Genomic DNA, 22,488 nt, shown 5'->3' on the forward strand with positions numbered 1-22,488 from the left:
CGACACCGCCAATAAATATTGATTTTTGTTGCGCTGCGGCACGAGATGGCTATAATCGGGTTATTGCTTAGGTACAAACCCTTAGTCAGGAGCCGCCATGAACACCGCATCGACTGTCGTTCGTTCCACCCCCGCCGCCACCACGTTCTTCGGCAAGCTGCGTGCACTGGCGCTGCATGCGCTGAACCTGCATCTGCAGAACTGCGCGGTGATCGCCGAAGCGTATCGTCGCCCGCAATAAGCGAGACCCGCCAACCGTGTCGATGCCCGCTCGTGTAGCGGGCATTGTGCTTTCTGGCCCCGCCAGGCAGGGCGCGTTCAGCGCGTCATCCGCGCCGTTGACATCGGTCCCCAAAGAGTAGCCCCTTCCAGCGGGCCAGTTCTGGCCCGCCATCGCCGTTTCCCTTCCAGATATCGCTCGCGCGCTTTTGACGCGCGACGCGTAGGTGAATCGACAGCAAAATTGCTATTGCTGTCAACCTTTTGCACGTTTTGCCGTTATCACTTTGTAATCGCCGCCACAGGCGATACCGCGCGTGACGCACCCGTCGCCGCGACCGCTCTCGCAAGGCCCGCATTGACCATGTTCCACCGACTTCAACACAGCTTCGAGCGCCTGCGCGCGCTGCCCGGCCGTGCAGCGAAAGTGCTTGGCAGCCGGGGACTTCTGTCGCCCGTGCTCGCGCTCGTTATTTGCGGGCTGCTGCTGGTCGTGCTGCAGCATCTGTCGGAGGCGGTGAATTACCGTTCGGTGATGCGCGAACTGCGCGAGCTGTCGCCGCGCGAGTGGATCGGCGCGCTCGGCGCGACCGCGCTTAGCTATGTCGCGCTGGTCGGGCGCGACGCGGTCGGCCTGCGCTATCTCGGCGCGAGCGTGCCGCGCGCGGCGCTGTGGGTCGGCGCGACGGCCGGCTCGGCGCTCGGCAATGCGACCGGTTTCGGCGCGCTGACGGGCGGAGCGGTGCGCGCGCGCGTGTATGGCGTCGCGAACATCACGCCCGCGCAGATCGGCCGCATGACCGTGTTCACGAGCGTGTCGCTCGCGCTCGCGCTCGTGTTGATGACCGCGCTCGGCATGGTCTGCATGGCCGGCCAGCTCGCACCGATGCTGCACCTGTCGCCGCTCGCGCTGCGCTGGAGCGGCGCGGCGCTGCTGATCGCGCTGATGCTCGCCGCCGCCGCGTGCCGCCGCGAAACCCGGCCGATCCGCACGCGCTGGCAGTGGCTGTCGTTCGATATTCCAGCGCGCCGCGATCTGCTCGCCCAGGTCGCGCTGGCGGTGCTCGACGTGATCGCCGCGGGCCTCGCGCTGTGGGCGTTGTTGCCGCATGCGAACGTCAGCTTCATCGGCTTCATCACCGTCTACGCTGCCGCGATGCTGCTCGGCATGATCGGCCATACGCCTGGCGGTGTCGGCGTGTTCGAGGCGGCGATGGCGTTCGCGCTGAGCGGCAGCGTGCCGATGCATCAGATGGTCGCCGCGCTGCTCGCGTATCGCGCGATCTATTTCGGCGTGCCGCTGATCGTCTCCGCGGCGCTGCTCGCGGGCTTCGAGGGGCGCGCGCTGAAGAACCGTCTGTCGATGCTGCAGGCGGAGCGCGTGTCGGAACTCGCGCCGCTGTTTCTGAGCCTCGTTACGTTCGTGGTCGGCGGCATGCTGGTCATCTCGAGCGCGACGCCGGCGTTCTGGCAGCGCATTCATGTATTGCGCGACGTGGTACCGCTGTGGGTGCTCGAAAGCTCGGCGATGCTGTGCAGCGTGCTCGGCGTGCTGCTGTTGTTCGTCGCGCGTGGGCTGCTGCGGCGGCTCGATGCGGCATGGTGGATGACGCTCGCGCTCGCATTGCTGAGCCTTGCGCTGTCGCTGACCAAGGGTCTCGCATTCGTCGAAGCTGGTGTGCTCGGCATGCTGATCGTGCTGCTGCTCGCGACGCGCAAGCGTTTCAACCGTCATTCGTCGCTGTTCGCCGAGCGTTTCACGGCCGGCTGGCTCGTGTCGATCGCGATGGTGCTGATGTTCGCGACGTGGGTCATGCTGTTCGCTTTCCGTGACGTGCCGTACACGCGCGACCTGTGGTGGCAATTCGCGTTCGACGAGCGCGCGCCGCGCGCGCTGCGCGCGACGCTCGCCGCCAGCGTGTTCGCCGCGACCTTTTCGTTCTGGCAATTGCTGCGTCCGGCGCCGGGCCGCTTCGTGAAGCCGGCGCCCGAAGATCTGCTCGACGCCGCGCGCATCGTGCGCGCGCAGGAACGCAGCGACGCCGGTCTCGCGTTGATGGGCGACAAGAGCTTCCTGTTTTCGGAATCGCGCGAGGCGTTCCTGATGTACGCGAAATACGGCCGTACGTGGGCCGCGTTGCACGATCCGGTGGGGCCGCGCGAAGAGTGGGCGGGTCTCATCAAAAAGTTCGTCGCGCTCGCGCATGCGCACGGCGGTCGCGCCGCGTTCTACCAGGTGCGCGCGAATGCGCTCCCGCTGTATCTCGACGCCGGCCTCACGCTGATGAAGCTCGGCGAGGAAGCGCACGTCGTGCTCGACGACTTCGATCTGAAGGGCTCGCACCGCGCGCATCTGCGCTATGCGTTGAAGCGCGGCGAGCGCGACGGCTTTAGCGTCGAAGTGATCGATCAGGCGCGTGTGCCGGCGTCGCTCGAAACGCTGCGCGGCATTTCCGATGGCTGGCTCGGCAGCCACGATGCGCGCGAGAAGAGTTTCTCGGTCGCCGCTTTCCACGACGAATACCTCGCCGCGCAGTCGGTGATGCTGGTGCGCCAGAACGGCGAACCGGTCGCGTTCGTCACCTTCATGACGACCGATATGAATACCGAGGCGACCGTCGGCGTGATGCGTCACGTCGAAAGCGCGTCGCCGTACGCGATGGAATATCTGTTCACGCAGCTCGCGCTGCATCTGAAGCAGGCGGGCTTCCGCTCGCTCAGTCTCGGCATTGCGCCGCTCTCCGGCGTGCAGCCGACTCCGCTCGCGTCGCGCTGGCATCGGCTGGCCGGCATCGTGTGGCGCTTCGGCGGCCGCTTCTATAACTTCCGCGGACTGCGTGCTTTCAAGAGCAAGTTTCAGCCGCGCTGGGAGCCGCGGTATCTCGCGGCATCCGGTTCGGGCGTGTTCTTCACGCTCGCGGACCTGTCGCTGCTGGCAGGAGGCCGGCGTTCATGACATTGCATCCGTTGTTCCGGCTCGCCATCGCGGCGAGCGTTCTGAGTTGCGGCGCGCTCGCGCACGCGGCCACCACCACCGTACCGGGCGGCCGCTATGGCGACGTGCGCGTCACGCAGCCCGAGGGGCCGCTGCGCGGCTTCGTCGTACTGTATTCGCAGGCGAGCGGCTGGAGCGCGGCTGATCAGCAGAGCGCCGATGCGCTCGCGAAAGCGGGCGCAATGACGGTCGGCGTCGATACCGCGCGCTACGAGGCCAACCTTGCCGCGAAAAAAGAAACCTGCCATCAACTGGTGGGCGACGCCGAGGCGCTTAGCCATCAGCTCGAACGACAATCGCAGTCGAGCCGCTACTTCGCGCCGATCGTCGCGGGTACGGGGCAGGGCGCAACGCTGGCGATGCACGTGCTCGAGCAGGCGCCGTCCAATACGATCGCGGGCGCGGTGTCGGTCGACGCCGACCGCACGCTCGACGCGCGCTTCGAACCGTGTCCGCCCGACCCGACCGTGATCCGCGACAAGGTGCCGGGCTTCGTCGAAACGGCGAGCACGGGCAACGCCGATCGCGCGCGTCTGGTCGCTTTGCTGACGCCGCATCTGCAGCCGGTCTCGACGAGTGCCGACGACGTCTCCGACCTGCCGCTGATCGAGTTGCCGGCCGCGCATCCGAACGGCCTGATGGCGATCGTGATTTCCGGCGATGGCGGCTGGCGCGATCTCGATAAGACGATCGCGCAGGCGTTGCAGAAAGATGGCGTGTCGGTGGTCGGCTGGGACAGCCTGCGCTATTTCTGGAGCGAGAAGCCGCCCGCGCAAACGAGCCGCGATCTCGCGCGCGTGATGCAAACCTATGGCGAGCGCTGGCACGCGCAGCACGTTGCGCTGATCGGCTACTCGTTCGGCGCCGATGTGATGCCGTTCGCGTATAACCGTCTGCCGCAGGCGCAGCGCGATAAGGTGTCGCTGATGTCGCTGCTCGGCTTCGCGCCCGACGCCGATTTCCAGATCCGTGTCGGCGGCTGGCTCGGCATGCCCGCGAGCGACAAGGCGCTGAACGTGCGGCCCGAGTTGACGCATGTGCCGCCGTCGATCGTTCAATGCTTTTATGGCGAGAGCGAGACCGACACGCTGTGTCCGGCGCTCGACAAGAGCGGTGTAGAAGTCATCCGCACCTCCGGAGACCATCACTTCGGCCGCGATTACAACGCGCTGGAGCGACGCATTCTCGCGGCATTCAAGAAGCAGAGCGGCGTGCGCGATTGATTGCGGCGTTGGCTGTATCAGCGGGGCGCGCTTGACGGCGCGCCCCGTTTTTTTGCCGGTCCGTTCTGACCGGAACCGTGGTCCGCGGAGATTGACAAAGCCTGCCAAGTCGACGAAGATCGTCGGCATGAACTGCCTCGACATCCGTATTGCGCTGATTATTAGCATCATTCATCGAATGGTGGGTTAGCGCGCGTCGACTTGCAGTGACACATAACCCGCCAAACGAGGCGGGTTTTTTTATGTCCGCTTTCAGGTTCATTCTCTACCTGCCTCCTGGCGAACATGCTGCGATTGGCATCGATGGATGTCGATCGCGGTTGATTCGTTGTTGCATCGAACGTTGCCACCCAGGAGCTTGCCGTGCTGTTAACCGAACTCGAACAGGCCGCCGCAGCGGCCGGGCGCGTCGCGCCGTCTCACGACTATCTGAAAAAGACCCTGACCGCGCGCGTCTACGACGTGGCGCGCGAGACCGAACTCGAACGCGCGCCGAACCTGTCGGCGCGGCTGCGCAATCCGGTCTATCTGAAGCGCGAGGACAACCAGCCGGTGTTCTCGTTCAAGCTGCGCGGCGCGTACAACAAGATGGCGCATATTCCGGCCGAAGCGCTCAGTCGCGGCGTGATCACCGCGTCGGCCGGCAATCATGCGCAGGGCGTCGCGTTGTCGGCCGCACGCATGGGCGTGAAGGCGATCATCGTCGTGCCGGTGACGACCCCGCAGGTCAAGGTCGACGCGATCCGCACGCACGGCGGGCCGACCGTCGAGGTCGTGCAGTTCGGCGAATCGTATAGCGACGCCTACGGTCACGCGGTCAAGCTGCAGGAGGAGCGCGGCCTGACCTTCGTGCATCCGTTCGATGATCCGTATGTGATCGCCGGCCAGGGCACGGTGGCGATGGAAATCCTCAGCCAGCACCAGGGGCCGATTCACGCGATCTTCGTGCCGATCGGCGGCGGCGGTCTCGCGGCCGGTGTCGCCGCATACGTGAAATCGGTGCGCCCGGAGATCAAGGTGATCGGCGTGCAGACCGATGATTCGTGCGCGATGGCCGCGTCGCTGAAGGCGGGCGAGCGCGTGACGCTGAACGAAGTGGGCCTGTTCTCGGACGGCACCGCGGTGAAACTCGTCGGCGAGGAAACCTTCCGCCTGTGCAGCGAATATCTCGACGAAGTGCTGCTCGTGAACACGGATGCTTTGTGCGCGGCGATCAAGGACGTGTTCCAGGACACGCGCAGCGTGCTCGAACCGGCGGGCTCGCTCGCGGTGGCGGGCGCCAAGCAGTACGCCGAACGGGAAGGCATCGAGAACCAGACGCTGATCGCGATCACGTCGGGCGCGAACATGAACTTTGACCGCATGCGCTTCGTCGCCGAACGCGCCGAAGTGGGCGAAGCCCGCGAGGCGGTTTTCGCGGTGACGATCCCCGAAGAGCGCGGCAGCTTCAGGCGCTTCTGCGAACTGGTCGGCACGCGCAGCGTCACCGAATTCAACTACCGGATCGCCGACGCGAACTCGGCGCATATCTTCGTCGGCGTGCAGATCCGCAACCGCAGCGAACCGGCGCAGATCGCCGGCGCCTTCGAAGCGCACGGCTTCGCGACCGTCGATCTGACCTTCGACGAACTGTCGAAGCAGCACATCCGCTACATGGTCGGTGGCCGCTCGCCGCTCGCGCGCGACGAACGACTATTCCGCTTCGAGTTTCCCGAGCGTCCGGGCGCGCTGATGAAATTCCTGTCGTCGATGGCGCCGAACTGGAACATCAGCCTGTTCCACTATCGCAACCAGGGCGCGGACTACAGCTCGATCCTGGTCGGCATTCAGGTGCCTGAAAGCGACCACGCGGCGTTCGAGCGCTTCATCGAAACGCTCGGCTATCCGTGCTGGGAAGAAACGAGAAATCCGGTCTACCGGCTGTTTCTCGGCTAGTCGAAGCTCGTTTAGCGGATCGGGGTTTACCTGAGTGGACGCCACGCCGGCAGAACGAGCCGAATGTCGTCCAAATCGCCGGAAAGGCCCGCCAGTCTTGCGTTTTTGGCCGATACAACGACGCTGCACCGGCGCCTCTCTTACACCTTCTATCGCCTGGCGCGATACGGCCTATCCGCCATATCGCATTGCCGGATAGGTGTCACGATCGTCACACTGAGCGCAAATTTCATCACCGCATTCAGGAGACATCTATGCGCACCCAAGTTGGCATCATCGGTGCAGGGCCTGCCGGCCTGTTTCTTTCCCATCTGCTTCATCTGCGCGGTATCGACTCGGTCGTGCTCGAAACGCGCACCCGCGATCAGATCGAATCGACGATCCGCGCCGGCGTGCTCGAGCAGGGCACGATGGACCTGCTGACGCAAACCGGCGTCGGCGAACGCATGAAAGCCGAAGGCGCGCTGCATCACGGTTTCGAACTCGCGTTCGACGGCAAGCGCCGCCGCATCGATCTGACCGATCTCACCGGTCAGGCGATCACGGTTTATGCCCAGCACGAAGTGATCAAGGATCTCGTCGCGGCGCGTGTCGCCGCGGGCGCCGAACTGCGTTTCGGCGTGTCGGATACGTCGGTGCACGGCATCGATACCGATAAGCCGTCGATCCGCTATCGCCACGAAGGCGCGGAGCACGAACTGCAATGCGACTTCGTAATCGGCTGCGACGGCTCGCAAGGCGTGTCGCGCCAGGCTATTCCGCAGGCGCTGCGCAAGGATTTCGAGCGCGTCTATCCGTTTGGCTGGTTCGGCATTCTGTGCGAAGGCCCGCCGTCGTCGGACGAACTGATCTACGCACGCCACGAGCGCGGCTTCGCGCTGATCAGCACGCGCTCGCCGAACGTGCAGCGGATGTATTTCCAGTGCGATCCGAAGGACTCGGTCGACAATTGGTCCGACGATCGCATCTGGGCGGAACTGCATGCGCGCGCCGATTCGGACGAGGGCCATAAGCTCATCGACGGCAAGATCTTCCAAAAGAATATCGTCGGTATGCGCAGCTTCGTGTCGACGACGATGCAGTACGGCCGCCTGTTCCTCGCTGGCGACGCCGCGCATATTGTGCCGCCGACCGGCGCGAAGGGCCTGAACCTCGCGGTCGCCGACGTGAACGTGCTCAGCAAGGCGCTCGACGCGTTCTACAAGGAAAACCGCACCGATCTGCTCGACCGTTATAGCGAAACCGCGCTCAAGCGCATCTGGCGCGCCGAGCACTTCTCGTACTGGATGACCAGCATGCTGCACCGTATCGAAGGCGCTTCGGCGTTCGAGCAGCAGTTGCAGGTTGCCGAGCTCGAGTACGTGACGACGTCGCGCACGGCCGCGACGGTACTGGCGGAGAACTACGTAGGCGCCGCCGGCGCGCAGATGCAGGCGAATCTGTAAATGCCACTGCAAGCACCGCGCGATCATCGGGATCGCTAATTGATCGACAGATCCCGATGCGCGGCCGCCTGAAACTCCTTGGGCGTGACACCGGTCTGCTTGCGGAAATAGCGGCTGAAATAGGCCGCGTCTTCGAAACCGAGCGCATGCGCGATCTGTTTGATACTCGAACCCGAGTACACCAGATCGCGTTGCGCCTCGCGTATCAACTGGTCGTTGACGAGCGACAGCGGCGAATGGCCAAGCTCCTCACGACAGATGCGGCCCAGTTGCGCCGCGGTCACCCCCAACTTTCCCGCGTAAAAATCGATTGGCAGATGCTCGCGCACATGCGCGGCGATCAGTTCGCGTAGCCGTTTGATCTGCGCGGCGCGCCGGTCATTGACGGTCGCACCCGCGCTTAACGCGGCATCGGTCAGACGCGCGACCTGCACAAAAAGTGCAATCATCAGCGACATGCCCGCGGCGATATGGCCGCGCGCGCTGCCCCGAAATTCCTGCTCCAGCAAACCGAACAACGGCATCAACGTGCGCTCGCCGATGGCGGGCCGCACGGGAATCAGCGCGGGCCGTTGCAGCACCGGCATGAGGCCCGGCGACACCGCTTTCGAAATCGTCTCCAACGCGCGCTGTGCGGCGGTAATCACGAGCCCGTCGATCTCCGGCGAAAATACGAAACCATGCACCGTTTGCGCCGGAAGCAGGATCAGGCATGGCGCTTCGATCGTGAGCTTTTCGCTCTCGATCAGCACGTAGCCCGAACCGCTGCGGATATAGAGAATCTGCAGCAACGCATCGTGCCGGTGCGCGGAGATATGCCAGTCGTTCGGCCGACTGCGCTCGACGATCCATTCGAAATTGAACGCGTCGTACCACGGCGGCCGCGCGGACTCTCCGTACAGATCGTAGTTAGGGATATTTCTCATGCAGTTTGGTCTCCTATGTTCGAATTGTCCTGCGATGCGCTGCCTTTGTCCAATTTCGTCCCGAAGCGCGTGGCTATACTTTTTTCCATCGAAGACGCGGCCGAATGCCGTCCGCGCGGCATGATCCAGAGAAGCGCACGCCGACGCAACGCCTCGCGCATCCCGAAGCAATCGCCAACGCGAACGGCTTTCTCATGTCGGACGCGGCCAGCCATATCGCGGGCGCGGTCCTGAGGGTCGATGGCAGCTCGCACGCCTACGGCGCGGCAGGCGACCAGGCAATTCGAACAACAAGAAAATATCTCTTCATCTCAAGGAGACATAGCAATGACCAAGCAGAAAGGAGCGCGCACATGAGCCGCTCCGAACGCAGTGTAGATGTGCAGGCCTTCATCGACGGACAGCGTTTCTCGCCGTTTCAGTGGACGATTCTGGTGCTGTGTTTTCTGGTCGTCGCGGCCGATGGTTTCGACACCGCCGCGGTCGGCTTTATCGCGCCGTCGCTCGTGCAGCAGTGGGGCATCGCGCGCAGCGCGCTCGGCCCGGTGATGAGCGCGGCGCTGGTCGGTCTCGGCATCGGCGCGCTCGCGGCCGGCCCGTTCGCGGACCGCATCGGACGCAAGACGGTGCTGGTGCTGTCGGTGTTCTTCTTCGGGCTGTGGAGTCTCGCGGCGGCCCGCGCGACGTCGATCGAATCGTTGACCGTGCTGCGCTTTTTCACCGGCCTCGGTCTCGGCGCGGCGATGCCCAACGCGGTCACGCTGATGTCCGAGTACGCACCCGCGCGGATTCGCGCGGTCGCGGTCAATGCGATGTTCTGCGGTTTTTCGGGCGGGCTCGCGCTCGGTGGCTTTGCGTCCGCATGGCTGATTCCGAATCTCGGCTGGCCGAGCGTGCTGGTCGCGGGCGGCATCGGCCCGCTCGTGCTGAGCGTGCTGCTGATTCTGCTGCTGCCGGAATCGGCGCAATTCCTCGCGGTGCGCAAGCGGGCCGATCAACGGATCGCGCGAATCCTGCAACGCATAGCGCCTCACGACCGCTTCGACGGATGCCGCTTCTTCGCGGTCGACGTGCGCCGCAATAGCGCCGACTCGCGCTCGCAGTGGGCGCTCGCGATCATCCTGTCGGCGCGCTACCGTTTCGGCACGCTGATGCTGTGGCTCGCCTATTTCATGGGGCTGCTGATTTACTACCTGCTGACCAACTGGCTGCCGACGCTGTTCAAGGACACCGGCTTCTCGGGCGAAAAGGCCGCGTTGATGACCTCGCTGTTTCCGCTCGGCGGCATCCTCGGCAATCTGTGCGTCGGCTGGGTGATGGATCGCTTCGCCGGCCATCGCGTGATCGCGTTCACCTATGTGCTCGTCGGTGCGCTCGTGCTGCTGGTCGGGCGGGGCGTCGGCCATCAGGTCTGGCTCGGCACGCTGATCTTCCTGACCGGTACGGTCGCGACCAGCGCGGTGACGTCGATGTCGGCGCTCGCGGCGAGTTTCTACCCGACCCGGGCGCGCGCGACGGGCGTGGCGTGGATGCTGGGAATCGGCCGGGTCGGCGGCGTGGCGGGCGCGTTCGTCGGCGCGGCGTTGATGGGGCTCGGCTGGCAGTTCGGCGCGGTGTTTAGCCTGCTCGCGGTGCCGGCCGTGATCGCGGCGGGCGGGGTGGTGCTGATGATGCGGCGCGAGCCGCTCGATCACGCATCGGTCGATGACAACGTCAGCGCGATAGCGATCGAGTGAAGTCCGGCGTCGGGCGTGCCGCTACGCTCGAACAATGCGCGACCGCTCAGGTCGCGCGCAGCAACGCCATTTCGTTGTGCAGCAGCGCGAGCAATTCGTCGTCGGTCGGCCGCGTGCCCCAGTGGCGCGCGCCGGCCACCGACGCGATCGCTATCCACGAATGCGGTGGAAACCATTCGCGCACCAGCGTGCCGTCCTGGCGCAGGCACAGCTGGCCGGTCAGCTCGCTGTATTCGGCGCAAATGTGCGCACCGTCGACCTGCGCGCTTACTCGTCTCGGATCATTGCGTAGCACGTCGTCGCTCCTGTCAAAGGGGTGGCGCGAATGCAAGCGCGGCATGGTGGCGCGATTAACGCCACCTGGCTTCCATCAATGGTCATGCCCGTGACCGTGCCAGCCGTTGTCGTGCCAGTCGTTGTCGTGCCAGTCGCGATGCGGGCCGCGTGCATCGCGCCATTCGTCGTGGTGACGTTCCCACTCGCGACGCTCCCAATAGCGACGACCATCGTAGTAACGATCGCCGTACCAGCCCGGCGCGATCACGACCGCGGGCGGCGGCGGAGGCGCATACACGGGCGCGGGCTGCACATAGACCGGCGGGGGCGGCGGAGCCTCGACCACGGCGGGCGCGACCGCGATGCCCGGCACACCGATATTCACGCCGACATCGACGTGCGCGAAAGCGGCCGTCGATGCGCCGATCGCGAGACCCGCGATGACGCTCAACGATATCCAGCGGTTGCGTGAAAGACTCATGATTGTTCTCTGTTGTGTGGATGTCTGTGATGGAGTGGCGAGCCGGACTCGCACCTACTGCGCGTGATGGCCCGATCAATAGCGTTCGTAGTAGTGGTCGTGATGCGGATGATCGCCGCCAGGGACGACGATGCAGCCGCTCAACGCGCCGCCGAGCGTGGCGGCGAGAATGACCAATGCGAGAATTTTTTTCATGATGTTGCTCCCTGAAATCTGTGATGCGAGTGCCTGTCGTGCGAAGCGTTTCATCTAAACCGCTTTCGTTTGAACCGAACTCTACTGAGCGGCGCGATTACCGATGTGTTTGTGTGTAACAGGACGTGTCGATTGGAGGTCACATCGATACGTTCACGCGAGTGCGATGAACGGAGAGGGAAAGCGCCGGGGACTAGATGTCGAAATGCCGGGCGATAGTCAGGCGTGCGGCCAAACCCTTGAAGGGGCTATGAAAAAAACCGCATTCAAGCGCAGGCGATGCATGGATGCGGAGCGAAGGTTCGGCGCATCGATTGCTGAAAAAAGAAGCGAATGGAATTTCGCCTTATCTATGCCGCGCAGATACATTCGGTTGCAGACTGGTCATCGGGCTCGCCATGGGTTCGTGCGAGCACGATGAAATGACGCCACCCCTGTAGCGTCATCAGGCTGTCTTACTGCGCGGCCGCGGGCTCCTGGGCGGTCGCTTCGCGATAGCCGAGCCGCGCCGAAATCGCGAGACCGGCTTCTTTGAGCAGCGCGACGTAATGCTGCTTCGTGTCGGCGCCGCAGCGCATCGTCGGAAACGAAATCGACAGACCGGCGATCACGCGGCCGAAGCGGTCGAACACCGGCACCGCGATACATTGCAGGCCTTCTTCCTGCTCTTCGTTGTCCTCGCCGTAGCCCTGCTCGCGTACGTGCGGCAGGATGCTCAGCACCGCTTCGGCGCAGGTCAAGGTTTTTTGCGTCGACTTGCGGAATTCGATGTGCGAGAGCACGTCACGCGCATCGGCCGGGTCCATCCATGCGAGCAGCACCTTGCCGATCGCCGTGCTATGCAGCGGATTGCGCCGGCCGATTCGCGACTGCATGCGCAGCCCGTAGTCGGCATCGATCTTATGGATGTAGATGATCGCGTCCTCGTCGAATGCGCCGAGGTGTACCGCTTCGCGCGTCATCTGGCCGATGCGGCGCATGTCGACGTCGGCCTCGCGCATCAGATCGACGCTTTCGAGCGCTTTCGCGCCGAGCTCGAACAGGCGGATCGTCAACCGATAGCGCTCGGTTTCGACTTCCTGAGTCACGTAGCCAAGCGCCTTCAGTGTTTGAATCACGCGATGCACGGTCGTCTTCGACATGCCGAGCCGTTGCGACAACTCGCTGATGCCGATCTGCCCGGTGTCGCCGATCGCGCCGAGAATCGCGAACACGCGCCCGATCGACGACGCCGATTCGCCTCGCTCACCGCTGTCTGTATCCAGCGCCTTATCGAGCGCTTTGTCGCGCGCAGTGTTTCTCGCCGCGTTCCTGTCTGTTCCCGCTGCCGCCATGTCGATCATTCCCTGTCTGAGCCAAGTCGCGCCGCTGTCGCATCGAGCCGATGCTCACCCGGCGCGAGAGCATAGCGCGTCGCGCGCGCTGATGGCGAACTCGTGCTGTCGCTAGCGCGCGAGCCAGCCGCCATCCACCGCCAGTGTATGCCCATGCACGTAGTCCGACGCCGACGAAGCGAGAAAAACCACCGGCCCCGCGAGATCGTCGGGCACGCCCCAGCGGCCGGCCGGAATGCGCCCGAGAATTTCTTCGTTGGGCTGCGCGTCGTTGCGCAACGCGGCGGTGTTGGCGGTCGCCATATAGCCGGGCGCAATGGCGTTCACGTTGATGCCACGCGCGGCCCATTCGTTGGCGAGCAGCCGGGTGAGACCGAGCACGCCGCTTTTCGACGCGGTGTACGACGCGACGCGAATACCGCCCTGGAACGACAGCATCGACGCGACGTTGATGATCTTCCCGCCGCCTTGCTGCCGCACGAACTGACGCGCCGCGGCCTGCGACAGAAAGAACAGGCTCTTCAGGTTCACGTCCATCACCGCATCCCAGTCGTCTTCGCCGAACTCGAGCGCATCTTCGCGGCGGATGATGCCCGCGTTGTTGACCAGCACGTCGAGGCGGCCAAATACTTCGACCGCGGCGCGCACGATGTCGTCGACCGATGAGGTCGACGCGAGATCGGCGCGCACGTCGGCGAAGCGGCGTCCGAGCGCCTCGACGCGCGTGGCGGTCGTGCCAGCGTCCGCGCGGCTGACGCCGACGATGTCGCAGCCGGCCGCGGCGAGCGCGACCGCCATGCCGGCGCCGAGGCCGGTGTTGCTGCCGGTCACGATGGCGACCTTGCCGCTCAGATCGAAAGTATTCATTGTGGTCGGGCTCATGTTCGCTCAGCGCAACTCGCGAACCGCGAGATGGTCCATGTCGCCAAACACCTGGTTCTCACCGACCATGCCCCAGATGAACGTGTACGCGCGCGTGCCGACACCCGAATGAATCGACCAGCTCGGCGAGATCACCGCCTGCTCGTTGCGCACGACGATATGCCGTGTTTCGTGCGGCTCGGCCTGTCTCACATCCATTGATCGTTCTCCTGTCGGTATGCGGGGCGCGGGTGCCGCCTTGTGCCGAGACTGTAACGCAGAATCGCAATTTCGGAACATCGGTCCGAAAATTTCTCGGCGAGCGAGCGATCGCGGCTGGAATGGCGTACTGAGAGCGACCGGGTAAACGATAGTCAGGTTTAAGAACTCAGGCGGAACGACGTTCCTTTCATGATGCTATATTGCGCCGGACAGGGAGAGCCCGGCGCAGACCGGGACACCAACACGGGTCATTGATCCGCTAACAGGACGTCACCGTCCATGGAGGAGACATGAAGATCAAGAAGGCCATCGACCGCATTCCAGGCGGCCTGATGCTGGTGCCGCTACTGCTCGGCGCCTGTGTGCATACGTTCGCGCCCGGCGCGGGCAAATATTTCGGCTCGTTCACCAACGGCCTGATTACCGGCACCGTGCCGATTCTGGCGGTATGGTTCTTCTGCATGGGCGCAACGATCGACCTGCGCGCGACCGGCACCGTGCTGCGCAAGTCGGGCACACTGCTCGCCACCAAGATGCTGGTCGCATGGATCGTCACGCTGATCGCGGCGCGCTTCATTCCGATCGACGGCATCAAGACCGGGCTCTTCGCGGGGCTGTCGTTGCTCGCAATCACGACCTCGATGGACATGACCAATGGCGGTCTTTACGCGGCCGTGATGCAACAGTACGGCACGAAGGAAGAGGCGGGCGCGTTCGTGCTGATGTCGGTCGAATCGGGGCCCCTGATCAGCATGATCATTCTTGGAGCCACGGGTGTGGCGTTCTTCGAGCCGCGGCTGTTCGTCGGCGCGGTGCTGCCGTTTCTGATCGGCTTTGCACTGGGCAACTTCGATAGCGAGCTGCGCGAGCTGTTCGGCCGCTGCGTGCATCCGCTGATTCCGTTTTTCGGCTTTGCGCTCGGCAACGGCATCGATCTGAACGTGATCGTCACTAGCGGTTTGCCGGGCATCGTGCTGGGGCTCGGCGTGATCGTCGTGACCGGCGTGCCGCTGATTCTGGCTGATCGCTGGATCGCGGGCGGCAATGGCGCGGCGGGGCTCGCGGCGTCGTCGACGGCGGGGGCGGCGGTCGCGAATCCGGCGATCATCGCCGACATGATTCCGAGCTTCAAACCGCTGGTGCCGGCCGCCACCGCGATGGTCGCCACCGCTTGCCTCGTGACCGCGATTCTGGTGCCGATCCTCACGGCGCTGTGGGTGCGCCGGCATCATCCGCGCGGCACGCTGCGCGAGGAGTTCGCCACGGTGACGCAGGCCGCGCCGCTCAATGAGTAGCGCTATGCACCTGTTTGAATGAGTCAGTAGCAGGGCAGGAAGCTGGCGCGCCGCTCAGCGCGCCAGCTTCGTTTCGAGCATCGCTTTCACCGCGGGCCATTCGTCGTCGATGATGCTAAAGCGCACCGAGTTGCGCTTGCGCCCGTCGGGCATGATCCGCTCGTGCCGCACGATGCCTTCCTGTTTCGCGCCGATGCGCAGGATCGCCGCGCGCGATCTGTCGTTGAGCTCGTCGGTCGTGAATTGCACGCGCACGCAGCGCATCACGTCGAATGCGTGGCACAGCAGCAGATACTTCGCCTCGGTGTTGACGACCGAGCGCTGCGCCGAGGCGGCGAGCCACGTATGGCCGATTTCGAGCTTGCGGTTCGCGCGATCGATCTTCCAGAACCGCGTGCTGCCGACGATGCGGCCGGCGCCGTCATTCCCGTCATCCTCGTCACGCCGCACGATCACGAACGGCATCACCCTGGCGGCAGCGCGGCCGGCGAGCGCCCTGGCAATATAGGCATCGATCGTCGCCGGGCCCGGCACGACGGTCAGCTTCATGTCCCACAGTTGCCCATCGGCGGCGGCCTCGACGAGCGCCTGCGCGTGGTCCTCGCGCAGCGGCCGCAACTCGACGAACGAGCCGCTCAGCGTGGGTTGTATCGATTCCGCGGAGATATCGTTCATGGCAATGAAAAAGGTCCGCGAGCGGAACACTCGTGGACCTGGCAGACCGGTTGATCCGCGCTCGGGAACGACGCGAGCGGCAAACCCGCGGCGCCATTACCGAAGCGCGCGATCAAGGTGATTAAACCGACATCACCGTGACTGCCTTGGTGACGAGGTAGGCTTCCATCGCCTCCGGGCCGCCTTCCGAGCCGTAGCCGGAATCCTTGACGCCGCCGAACGGCATTTCCGGCGTCGGCGTGGCGGGCTGGTTGATCCACAGCATGCCGACTTCCATGCGCTGCGACAGCAGATGCACGTTGGCGAACGACTTCGTATACGCGTAACCGGCGAGGCCGTACGGCAGACGGTTCGCTTCGGCGATCGCTTCTTCGAGCTTGTCGAAGCCGCGGATCGCGGCGACCGGGCCGAACGGCTCGTTGTTGAACACGTCGGCTTCGAGCGGCACGTCGGTCAGCACGGTGGCCGCGAAGAAGTTGCCTTCGGTACCGACGCGTTCGCCGCCCGTCGCGACCTTCGCGCCGGTCTTGCGGGCGTCGTCGACGACCTTGGCCATCGCGCTCAGACGGCGCGCGTTGGCGAGCGGTCCGAGCGTCGTGCCCTCGGCGAGACCGTCGCCGAGCTTCAGGCTTTCAGCGTGCTTGACGAGCGCCGCGGCGAACTCTTCGCGGATGCTGTTGTGCACGAGGAAGCGCGTCGGCGAGATGCAGACCTGGCCCGCGTTGCGGAACTTCGCGGCGCCGGCTGCCTTGACCGCGAGCGCGACGTCGGCGTCTTCGGCGACGATCACCGGGGCATGGCCGCCGAGTTCCATCGTCGCGCGCTTCATGTGCGAACCGGCCAGCGCCGCGAGCTGCTTGCCGACCGGCGTCGAGCCGGTGAACGTAACCTTGCGGATCACCGGATGCGGGATCAGGTAGCTCGAGATTTCGGCCGGATCGCCGAACACGAGGCCGACCGTGCCGGCCGGCACGCCGGCTTCGACGAACGCCTGCAGCAGGGCCGCCGGCGACGCCGGGGTTTCTTCCGGCGCCTTCACGAGGAACGAGCAGCCGCAGGCGAGCGACGCCGAGAGTTTGCGCACGACCTGGTTGACCGGGAAGTTCCACGGCGTGAACGCGGCGACCGGTCCGATCGGCTCCTTCAGCACTTGTGACTGCGCGGCGAGGTTGCGCGACGGCACGATGCGGCCATACACGCGGCGGCCTTCGTCCGCGAACCATTCGATGATGTCCGCGGCCGCCAGCACTTCGACGCGCGCCTCGGCGAACGGCTTGCCCTGTTCCTGCGTCATCAGGCGGCCGATCTCGGCGGCGCGCTCGCGCACGAGAGCCGCAGCCTTGCGCATGATGGTGGCGCGCTCGTTGGCCGGCACCTTGCGCCAGGCTTCGAAGCCGCGCTGCGCGGCTTCGAGCGCGCGGTCCAGATCGGGGATGCCGGCATGCGCGACCTTGCCGATGGCCTGGCCGGTCGCCGGGTTGATCACGTCGAGGGTCTTGCCGCTGGCGGCGTCACACCATTCGCCGTTGATCAGAAGACGGGTATCGGTATAGCTCGAGATGGCCATGCTGGGTTCCTGTGAGAGGGAAAACAACAGGCCGCGTGGTTGTGCGGCACGAGGCGACACACCTACGCGGCCATGAATCAATTGCCGATATCAATTATCTTATCTGATTGCGGGCAATCGCACCGGACGCGGACCGCGGGCGTCCGCTCGTGGCATGCGGTTTGCTGAGGCTTGGCACCGGAGCGACTTTGCGGATCACGCCGAGGTGCCGCGTCAGCGCCGCACGAAACGCCTGCAAGACGCAGCGCTTCATCCATTCAACCGCTACTACAGCGCATCACGAGGACATCGCCATGCCAACCGGAACAGTGAAATGGTTCAACGACGCGAAGGGCTTCGGCTTCATTACCCCCGATGACGGCGGCGAAGATCTGTTCGCGCATTTTTCGGAGATTCGCTCCGAAGGTTTCAAGTCGTTGCAGGAAAACCAGAAAGTCAGCTTCGAAATCAAGCAGGGGCCGAAAGGCAAGCAGGCGGCCGATATCAAGCCCGTGTGACGTCGGCATGGCGGTTCATCCGCATGCGAGGTAACGATGGATAAGGACGCCGCCTACGCGGAGATCGAGCGCAATGGCGGCGCCGCCTATGCGAAGACCTTCGCCGCGCGCCATCCCGACGAACCGCTTACACCGTTCTGTCATCGCTATCTGTTCGAACAGGCGCAGCGCGCCGAAGCGGAGCACGACGCGGCCGCGGCCACGCACGACGACGAGCGCGGTTTCGCGCTGAGGTCGCTCGCGCGCATGGAGGCGTCGTCGCATATCGCGCAGGCGGCGGCGAGCGCGTCGCGCGACGCGGCGGCCGCCGCGCACACGTCGGCGCGCGCGGCGCGGCGCTCGGCCTTCTGGACCATGATCGCCGCACTCGCGTCGGCGACGGGCGTAGTGGTAAACGCGGCCCTCAATCTCGGCTGGCTCGAATGGGCGAGGCATCTTGCGCAATAAGCGACAACGTCTGCATTTACCACACCGATACGACATCGATGCGACACGGCTATACGAGCGCGTCGATCGCACAAATCGACCCCTCGGAGCATGCCGCGGACGGTCTGAACGCAGTATTATTCTTCAGGTTTCCTTCAGCTTTGCTCCGTACTATTTGCGCCACTGCCCGTGGCCTTTCAGGACCGCGGCCGCCGCTACGTGCGGGTCGAGCACAGGCTTTCACGACCTGCATTCGGGCAATGGAACAGATAGATTCCTGACTGAAAACTGAAAGCGCCTATAAAGGCTTGCTGGAGCATCCATGAAAACTCTGTTCTTGCAGGCGCCGTCGTACGACGGCTTCGATGGTGGCGCGGGTTCGCGCTATCAGGCCAAGCGTGAAGTTCGCTCGTTCTGGTATCCGACGTGGCTCGCACAACCCGCCGCACTCGTTCCCGACAGCCGCGTGCTCGACGCAACGGCAGACGGCCTGTCCGTCGAAGCCGCGCTCGACATCGCTTCGCAATACGAGCTGGTGGTGATTCACACCAGCACGCCATCCTTCCCGACCGACGCACTGTTCGCCCAGGACCTCAAGAAGCGCAAGCCGTCGCTGCTGATCGGCATGGTCGGCGCGAAGGTCGCGGTCGATCCGCATAATTCGCTGATCGCGACCGAGGCCATCGACTTCGTTTGCCGCGAAGAATTCGACTACACCTGCAAGGAAATCTCCGAGGGCAAGCCGTTCTCGCAAATCCTGGGCCTGAGCTATCGCGCCCCCGACGGCTCCATCGAACACAACGAAGCGCGCCCGATCCTCGAGAACATGGACGAGCTGCCGTTCGTCGCGCCGATCTACAAGCGTGATCTGACCATCAAGAACTACTTCAACGGCTACCTGAAGCATCCGTACGTGTCGCTGTACACCGGCCGCGGCTGCCGCTCGAAATGCACGTTCTGTCTGTGGCCGCAAACGGTCGGCGGCCATCGCTATCGGGTGCGTTCGGTCGAGAACGTGCTCGAGGAAGTGAAGTGGATTCGCGACAATATGCCGGAAGTCAAGGAGATCATGTTCGACGACGACACGTTCACCGACTTCAAGCCGCGCGCCGAAGAAATTGCGCGCGGCATGGGCAAGCTGGGCGTCACGTGGTCGTGCAACGCGAAGGCCAACGTGCCTTACTCGACGCTGAAGATCATGAAGGAAAACGGCCTGCGCCTGCTGCTGGTCGGCTACGAGTCCGGCGACGACCAGATCCTGCTGAACGTCAAGAAGGGCCTGCGTACGGACATCGCGCGGCGCTTCGCGCAGGACTGCCGCACGCTCGGCATCAAGGTGCACGGCACCTTCATTATCGGCTTGCCCGGCGAGACGCAGGAAACGATCCAGAAGACCATCGAGTACGCGAAAGAGATCAATCCGCTGACCATCCAGGTGTCGCTCGCCGCGCCGTATCCGGGCACCCGGCTCTATCACCAGGCGGTCGAGAGCGGCTGGCTCGCGGAAAACAAGGTGATCAATCTCGTCAGCAAGCAGGGCGTGCAACTGGCGGCGATCGGCTATCCACATCTGTCGCGCGACGAGATGTACCACCAGCTCGAGAACTTCTATAAACGCTTTTATTTCCGGCCGTCGAAGATCTGGGAGATCCTGCGCGAAATGCTGACGAGCTGGGACATGATGAAACGGCGCCTGCGCGAAGGCGTCGAATTTTTCCGCTTCCTGCGCGCACACGAGGCGTGAGCGCCGTACACATCGCCGCCGTCACGCTCGCGTACGCGTGCGCGGCGGCGACTGTTGTCGGCATCGGCTACACCGTGCTCGCAAGCGCGCTGATCGGGCGCTTCTTCGCGAGGGCGGTGGCCGTTCCCTCCAGCTTTCCACCCATTACGGTGATCAAACCGTTGCACGGCAACGAGTGGGCGCTGCTCGATAATCTGTCGAGCTTCTGCGCCCAGGATTATCCGGGGCCCGTGCAATTCCTGTTCGGCGTGCACGACTCGGCCGACCCCGCGCTGCAAACCGTCGACGAACTGCGGCGCCTGCATCCGCGGGCGGACATCGCCGTGGTCGCCGATGCGCGTCTGTACGGCCCGAACCGCAAGATCAGCAACATCCTCAACATGCTGCCGCAGGCGCGCCACGACGTGCTCGTGTTCGCCGACAGCGACGTGTGCGTCGGCCCCGACTATCTGCGCAACGTGATCGGCGAATTGCAGAAGCCGGGCGTCGGGCTCGTCACCTGCGCGTATCGCGGCCAGCCCGATCCGGGATTCTGGCCGCGGCTGTCGGCGATCGCCACCAACTACCAGTTCCTGCCAGGCGTCGTCACCGGACTCGCGCTCGGGCTCGCGCGCCCGTGCTTCGGTCAGACCATTGCGATGCGGCGCGATACCTACGAGCGGATCGGCGGCTTCAAGCCGTTCGTGCGGCACCTGGCCGAAGACTACGAAATCGGCGCGGCGGTGCGCGCGGCGGGCGAGCAGGTCACGATTCCGCCGTTCGCGATCGCGCATGCCTGTGTCGAAACGAGCGCCGCGCAACTGGTGACGCACGAACTGCGCTGGAGCCGCACGATCCGCCGCATCGATCCGCTCGGACACTTCGGCACCGCGCTCGTGCATCCGTTGCCGTTCGCGCTGCTCGCGCTCGCGTGCTCGGGCGGCGCGCCGTGGGCGTGGCTGCTCGCGGCAGTGACGGTGCTCGCGCGTGTCGCGTTGAAGTGGCGCGCGGATCGGGCGTTGCGTCAGCGCTGCCGCGATCTGTGGCTACTGCCGTTATGGGATATCGTATCGTTTGCGATTTTCGTCGCGAGCTTCCGCTCGTCGCGGGTGATCTGGCGGGGCTTCAGCTTCAAGGTCGACGGCGACGGGCTGCTGTCGGCGGCACAGGACGAATGACGAACGAACGGCAGATTGGGCGGGCAATGAACGAAGAAGGATCGAGCGGGCGACACAGCACCGCACTCGAGACGCACGGCAGCGGCCCGGCGGCACAGGCGGCACAGGCGGCGGCGCACTCGGCAACCCATACGGCAACCCATACCGCGGCACGCGGCGTGCGGCGCATCAGGTCTATCCTGGTCGCATGCGAGGTGCCCGCATGATGAAGCATCTGGGCCGCGCGGCCGCGCTCGCGGGTTTGCTGATCTCTTTGTGGCTGGTCTGGCGCGAAGATCCGCGCGCGGTGCTCAGCGCGTTGCGCGCGGCCGGCGCGGGCCTCGTGCTGGCCGCGTTGGCGCATGTGCTGCCAATGGTCGCCAACGCCTGCGACTGGCGCTCGCTGATTCGCGGCGCGAATCGCCCGAGCTTCGGCAGGATGATGCATCTGGTATGGGTGCGCGAATCGGTCAACTCCATGCTGCCGGTCGCGCGGATCGGCGGCGAACTCGTGGCGTTCCGCATGTTCAAGCGCTGGGGCGTCCGGCCATCGACAGCGGTCGCCAGCACCATCGTCGATATGCAACTGACCTTGATCAGTCAACTGATGTTCACGATGGTCGGCATCGGCTTTCTGTTCGCCAACGCGCAATCGGGCGCGCTGCGGCTCGCCGGGCAGCTCGCGTGGGGCGTGGTCGCGTTGACGCCGCTGCTATTGCTGTTCGGGCTCGTGCAGCATGCGAATCCGTTCGAGCGCATCACGCGCGTGGCAAACAATATGACGAGCGGCAAGCTGACCGCGCTGGTCGGCCAGTCCGCGCAGATCGATCAATCGATCAAGGTGATCTGGCGACGCCGCGCGGTCGTGCTGCGCTATCTGTTTTTCTGGCAGCCGCTGCAATGCGTGCTGACCTCGCTGGAAATCTGGCTCGCGCTGTATTTCCTCGGCGCGCGCGTGACGCTCGTCGAGGCGATCGTGATCGAATCGCTGATCCAGGCGGTCAGCAGTGCCGCGTTCTTCGTGCCGGGCGGTCTCGGCGTGCAGGAGGGCGCCTTCGTACTGATTGGCGGCGCACTCGGGCTCGATCCCGCCACCTGTCTTGCGCTCGCGGCCGCGCGGCGCATTCGCGATCTGCTGGTGTTCGTGCCGGGCCTGATCGCGTGGCAGTTGTTCGAGGCGTCCGGCAGCGCGCGGCCGCATGCCGCGCCGCACGGGGTGCGCGCCGGGCTGGCCAAACAGCGTTCGGGCGTCGCTGACGTGAACCGCGGCGGCGAGCGGCGCTGAGGGATCGGCGCGCGG

General features: G+C 64.7%; 19 protein-coding genes and 1 pseudogene. 12 read left to right on the forward strand and 8 right to left on the reverse strand.

What is annotated here, in order from left to right; translation table 11 throughout:
• Window positions 1–97 precede the first annotated feature (97 nt).
• The 5 genes from AB4Y34_RS30815 to AB4Y34_RS30835 all read left to right on the forward strand — a co-directional run bounded on the left by AB4Y34_RS30815 (window position 98) and on the right by AB4Y34_RS30835 (window position 7,817).
• Complete coding sequence (locus tag AB4Y34_RS30815) at window positions 98–241, forward strand: hypothetical protein (RefSeq protein ID WP_013089588.1); 144 nt, start codon at window positions 98–100, stop codon at window positions 239–241.
• Window positions 242–583: 342 nt separating this feature from the next.
• The gene (gene mprF, locus AB4Y34_RS30820; RefSeq protein WP_368718148.1) at window positions 584–3,175 is read left to right on the forward strand and encodes a bifunctional lysylphosphatidylglycerol flippase/synthetase MprF; all 2,592 of its coding nucleotides are present in this window, start codon (window positions 584–586) and stop codon (window positions 3,173–3,175) included.
• On the forward strand, window positions 3,172–4,437 hold the full coding sequence (locus AB4Y34_RS30825; RefSeq protein ID WP_368718149.1) for a virulence factor family protein: 1,266 nt from the start codon (window positions 3,172–3,174) through the stop codon (window positions 4,435–4,437). The genes mprF and AB4Y34_RS30825 overlap by 4 nt, the downstream gene beginning before the upstream one ends.
• A 363-nt stretch (window positions 4,438–4,800) precedes the next feature.
• On the forward strand, window positions 4,801–6,372 hold the full coding sequence (gene ilvA / locus AB4Y34_RS30830) for a threonine ammonia-lyase, biosynthetic (RefSeq protein ID WP_368595031.1): 1,572 nt from the start codon (window positions 4,801–4,803) through the stop codon (window positions 6,370–6,372).
• Between the two features lie 254 nt (window positions 6,373–6,626).
• Window positions 6,627–7,817 carry a 4-hydroxybenzoate 3-monooxygenase gene (locus AB4Y34_RS30835; RefSeq protein WP_176108393.1) on the forward strand — a complete coding sequence of 397 codons (1,191 nt, stop codon included), beginning with the start codon at window positions 6,627–6,629 and terminating at the stop codon, window positions 7,815–7,817.
• Window positions 7,818–7,852: 35 nt separating this feature from the next.
• Here the strand turns inward: AB4Y34_RS30835 and AB4Y34_RS30840 are convergent, their stop codons facing one another.
• Window positions 7,853–8,743 carry a helix-turn-helix domain-containing protein gene (locus AB4Y34_RS30840; protein WP_176384845.1) on the reverse strand — a complete coding sequence of 297 codons (891 nt, stop codon included), beginning with the start codon at window positions 8,741–8,743 and terminating at the stop codon, window positions 7,853–7,855.
• 353 nt (window positions 8,744–9,096) lie between these two features.
• Between AB4Y34_RS30840 and AB4Y34_RS30845 the strand changes: the two genes are divergently transcribed.
• Window positions 9,097–10,479 (forward strand): aromatic acid/H+ symport family MFS transporter, encoded by a 1,383-nt coding sequence (locus AB4Y34_RS30845; RefSeq protein ID WP_176384843.1) that lies wholly within the window; start codon window positions 9,097–9,099, stop codon window positions 10,477–10,479.
• A 46-nt stretch (window positions 10,480–10,525) separates the two neighbouring features.
• Here AB4Y34_RS30845 and AB4Y34_RS30850 read toward each other — a convergent pair whose 3' ends face one another.
• The 5 genes and pseudogenes from AB4Y34_RS30850 to AB4Y34_RS30870 form a co-directional block, all read right to left on the reverse strand.
• Window positions 10,526–10,774, reverse strand: a complete 249-nt coding sequence (locus AB4Y34_RS30850) for a hypothetical protein (protein ID WP_026228520.1) — start codon at window positions 10,772–10,774, stop codon at window positions 10,526–10,528.
• Between the two features lie 75 nt (window positions 10,775–10,849).
• The gene (locus AB4Y34_RS30855; protein WP_176369194.1) at window positions 10,850–11,236 is read right to left on the reverse strand and encodes a hypothetical protein; all 387 of its coding nucleotides are present in this window, start codon (window positions 11,234–11,236) and stop codon (window positions 10,850–10,852) included.
• Between the two features lie 650 nt (window positions 11,237–11,886).
• Window positions 11,887–12,774, reverse strand: a complete 888-nt coding sequence (gene kdgR / locus AB4Y34_RS30860; protein WP_368718150.1) for a DNA-binding transcriptional regulator KdgR — start codon at window positions 12,772–12,774, stop codon at window positions 11,887–11,889.
• A 102-nt stretch (window positions 12,775–12,876) separates the two neighbouring features.
• Window positions 12,877–13,632 carry a 2-dehydro-3-deoxy-D-gluconate 5-dehydrogenase KduD gene (gene kduD / locus AB4Y34_RS30865; protein ID WP_368718151.1) on the reverse strand — a complete coding sequence of 252 codons (756 nt, stop codon included), beginning with the start codon at window positions 13,630–13,632 and terminating at the stop codon, window positions 12,877–12,879.
• A 21-nt stretch (window positions 13,633–13,653) separates the two neighbouring features.
• Window positions 13,654–13,827, reverse strand: a pseudogene (locus AB4Y34_RS30870) (5-deoxy-glucuronate isomerase); the annotation flags it as partial.
• A gap of 311 nt (window positions 13,828–14,138) precedes the next feature.
• Here AB4Y34_RS30870 and kdgT point away from each other — a divergent pair.
• On the forward strand, window positions 14,139–15,143 hold the full coding sequence (gene kdgT / locus AB4Y34_RS30875) for a 2-keto-3-deoxygluconate transporter (RefSeq protein ID WP_176384834.1): 1,005 nt from the start codon (window positions 14,139–14,141) through the stop codon (window positions 15,141–15,143).
• A 54-nt stretch (window positions 15,144–15,197) separates the two neighbouring features.
• Here the strand turns inward: kdgT and AB4Y34_RS30880 are convergent, their stop codons facing one another.
• Window positions 15,198–15,818 (reverse strand): GNAT family N-acetyltransferase, encoded by a 621-nt coding sequence (locus AB4Y34_RS30880; protein ID WP_368718152.1) that lies wholly within the window; start codon window positions 15,816–15,818, stop codon window positions 15,198–15,200.
• Window positions 15,819–15,939: 121 nt separating this feature from the next.
• Window positions 15,940–17,385, reverse strand: coding sequence for an NAD-dependent succinate-semialdehyde dehydrogenase (locus AB4Y34_RS30885; RefSeq protein WP_176384830.1), 1,446 nt, complete (start codon window positions 17,383–17,385; stop codon window positions 15,940–15,942).
• Between the two features lie 293 nt (window positions 17,386–17,678).
• On the opposite strand from AB4Y34_RS30885, the gene AB4Y34_RS30890 reads away from it, so the two are divergent.
• The 5 genes from AB4Y34_RS30890 to AB4Y34_RS30910 all read left to right on the forward strand — a co-directional run bounded on the left by AB4Y34_RS30890 (window position 17,679) and on the right by AB4Y34_RS30910 (window position 22,473).
• Window positions 17,679–17,882 carry a cold-shock protein gene (locus tag AB4Y34_RS30890; RefSeq protein WP_007181784.1) on the forward strand — a complete coding sequence of 68 codons (204 nt, stop codon included), beginning with the start codon at window positions 17,679–17,681 and terminating at the stop codon, window positions 17,880–17,882.
• 36 nt (window positions 17,883–17,918) lie between these two features.
• The gene (locus tag AB4Y34_RS30895; RefSeq protein ID WP_176384828.1) at window positions 17,919–18,329 is read left to right on the forward strand and encodes a hypothetical protein; all 411 of its coding nucleotides are present in this window, start codon (window positions 17,919–17,921) and stop codon (window positions 18,327–18,329) included.
• Window positions 18,330–18,630: 301 nt separating this feature from the next.
• Window positions 18,631–20,052 (forward strand): hopanoid biosynthesis associated radical SAM protein HpnJ, encoded by a 1,422-nt coding sequence (hpnJ, locus tag AB4Y34_RS30900; protein WP_176108403.1) that lies wholly within the window; start codon window positions 18,631–18,633, stop codon window positions 20,050–20,052.
• On the forward strand, window positions 20,049–21,209 hold the full coding sequence (gene hpnI, locus AB4Y34_RS30905; RefSeq protein WP_368718153.1) for a bacteriohopanetetrol glucosamine biosynthesis glycosyltransferase HpnI: 1,161 nt from the start codon (window positions 20,049–20,051) through the stop codon (window positions 21,207–21,209). Before hpnJ ends, hpnI begins: the two co-directional genes overlap by 4 nt.
• 202 nt (window positions 21,210–21,411) lie before the next feature.
• Window positions 21,412–22,473 carry a lysylphosphatidylglycerol synthase domain-containing protein gene (locus AB4Y34_RS30910; RefSeq protein ID WP_176384821.1) on the forward strand — a complete coding sequence of 354 codons (1,062 nt, stop codon included), beginning with the start codon at window positions 21,412–21,414 and terminating at the stop codon, window positions 22,471–22,473.
• Window positions 22,474–22,488: the final 15 nt, after the last annotated feature.

This window comes from Paraburkholderia sp. BR10954 (assembly GCF_040965775.1).
Classification (GTDB): domain Bacteria; phylum Pseudomonadota; class Gammaproteobacteria; order Burkholderiales; family Burkholderiaceae; genus Paraburkholderia; species Paraburkholderia youngii.

Excerpts from the sequence above, each read along its gene's own strand:
- hpnJ (WP_176108403.1), top strand. The coding sequence starts at position 18,631 with ATGAAAACTCTGTTCTTGCAGGCGCCGTCGTACGACGGCTTCGATGGT.
- AB4Y34_RS30895 (WP_176384828.1), top strand. The coding sequence starts at position 17,919 with ATGGATAAGGACGCCGCCTACGCGGAGATCGAGCGCAATGGCGGCGCC.
- AB4Y34_RS30840 (WP_176384845.1), bottom strand. The coding sequence starts at position 8,743 with ATGAGAAATATCCCTAACTACGATCTGTACGGAGAGTCCGCGCGGCCG.
- AB4Y34_RS30815 (WP_013089588.1), top strand. The coding sequence starts at position 98 with ATGAACACCGCATCGACTGTCGTTCGTTCCACCCCCGCCGCCACCACG.
- kdgT (WP_176384834.1), top strand. The coding sequence starts at position 14,139 with ATGAAGATCAAGAAGGCCATCGACCGCATTCCAGGCGGCCTGATGCTG.
- AB4Y34_RS30845 (WP_176384843.1), top strand. The coding sequence starts at position 9,097 with ATGAGCCGCTCCGAACGCAGTGTAGATGTGCAGGCCTTCATCGACGGA.
- kduD (WP_368718151.1), bottom strand. The coding sequence starts at position 13,632 with ATGAATACTTTCGATCTGAGCGGCAAGGTCGCCATCGTGACCGGCAGC.
- kdgR (WP_368718150.1), bottom strand. The coding sequence starts at position 12,774 with ATGATCGACATGGCGGCAGCGGGAACAGACAGGAACGCGGCGAGAAAC.
- AB4Y34_RS30835 (WP_176108393.1), top strand. The coding sequence starts at position 6,627 with ATGCGCACCCAAGTTGGCATCATCGGTGCAGGGCCTGCCGGCCTGTTT.
- AB4Y34_RS30885 (WP_176384830.1), bottom strand. The coding sequence starts at position 17,385 with ATGGCCATCTCGAGCTATACCGATACCCGTCTTCTGATCAACGGCGAA.
- AB4Y34_RS30855 (WP_176369194.1), bottom strand. The coding sequence starts at position 11,236 with ATGAGTCTTTCACGCAACCGCTGGATATCGTTGAGCGTCATCGCGGGT.
- mprF (WP_368718148.1), top strand. The coding sequence starts at position 584 with ATGTTCCACCGACTTCAACACAGCTTCGAGCGCCTGCGCGCGCTGCCC.
- AB4Y34_RS30890 (WP_007181784.1), top strand. The coding sequence starts at position 17,679 with ATGCCAACCGGAACAGTGAAATGGTTCAACGACGCGAAGGGCTTCGGC.
- AB4Y34_RS30825 (WP_368718149.1), top strand. The coding sequence starts at position 3,172 with ATGACATTGCATCCGTTGTTCCGGCTCGCCATCGCGGCGAGCGTTCTG.
- AB4Y34_RS30910 (WP_176384821.1), top strand. The coding sequence starts at position 21,412 with ATGATGAAGCATCTGGGCCGCGCGGCCGCGCTCGCGGGTTTGCTGATC.
- AB4Y34_RS30880 (WP_368718152.1), bottom strand. The coding sequence starts at position 15,818 with ATGAACGATATCTCCGCGGAATCGATACAACCCACGCTGAGCGGCTCG.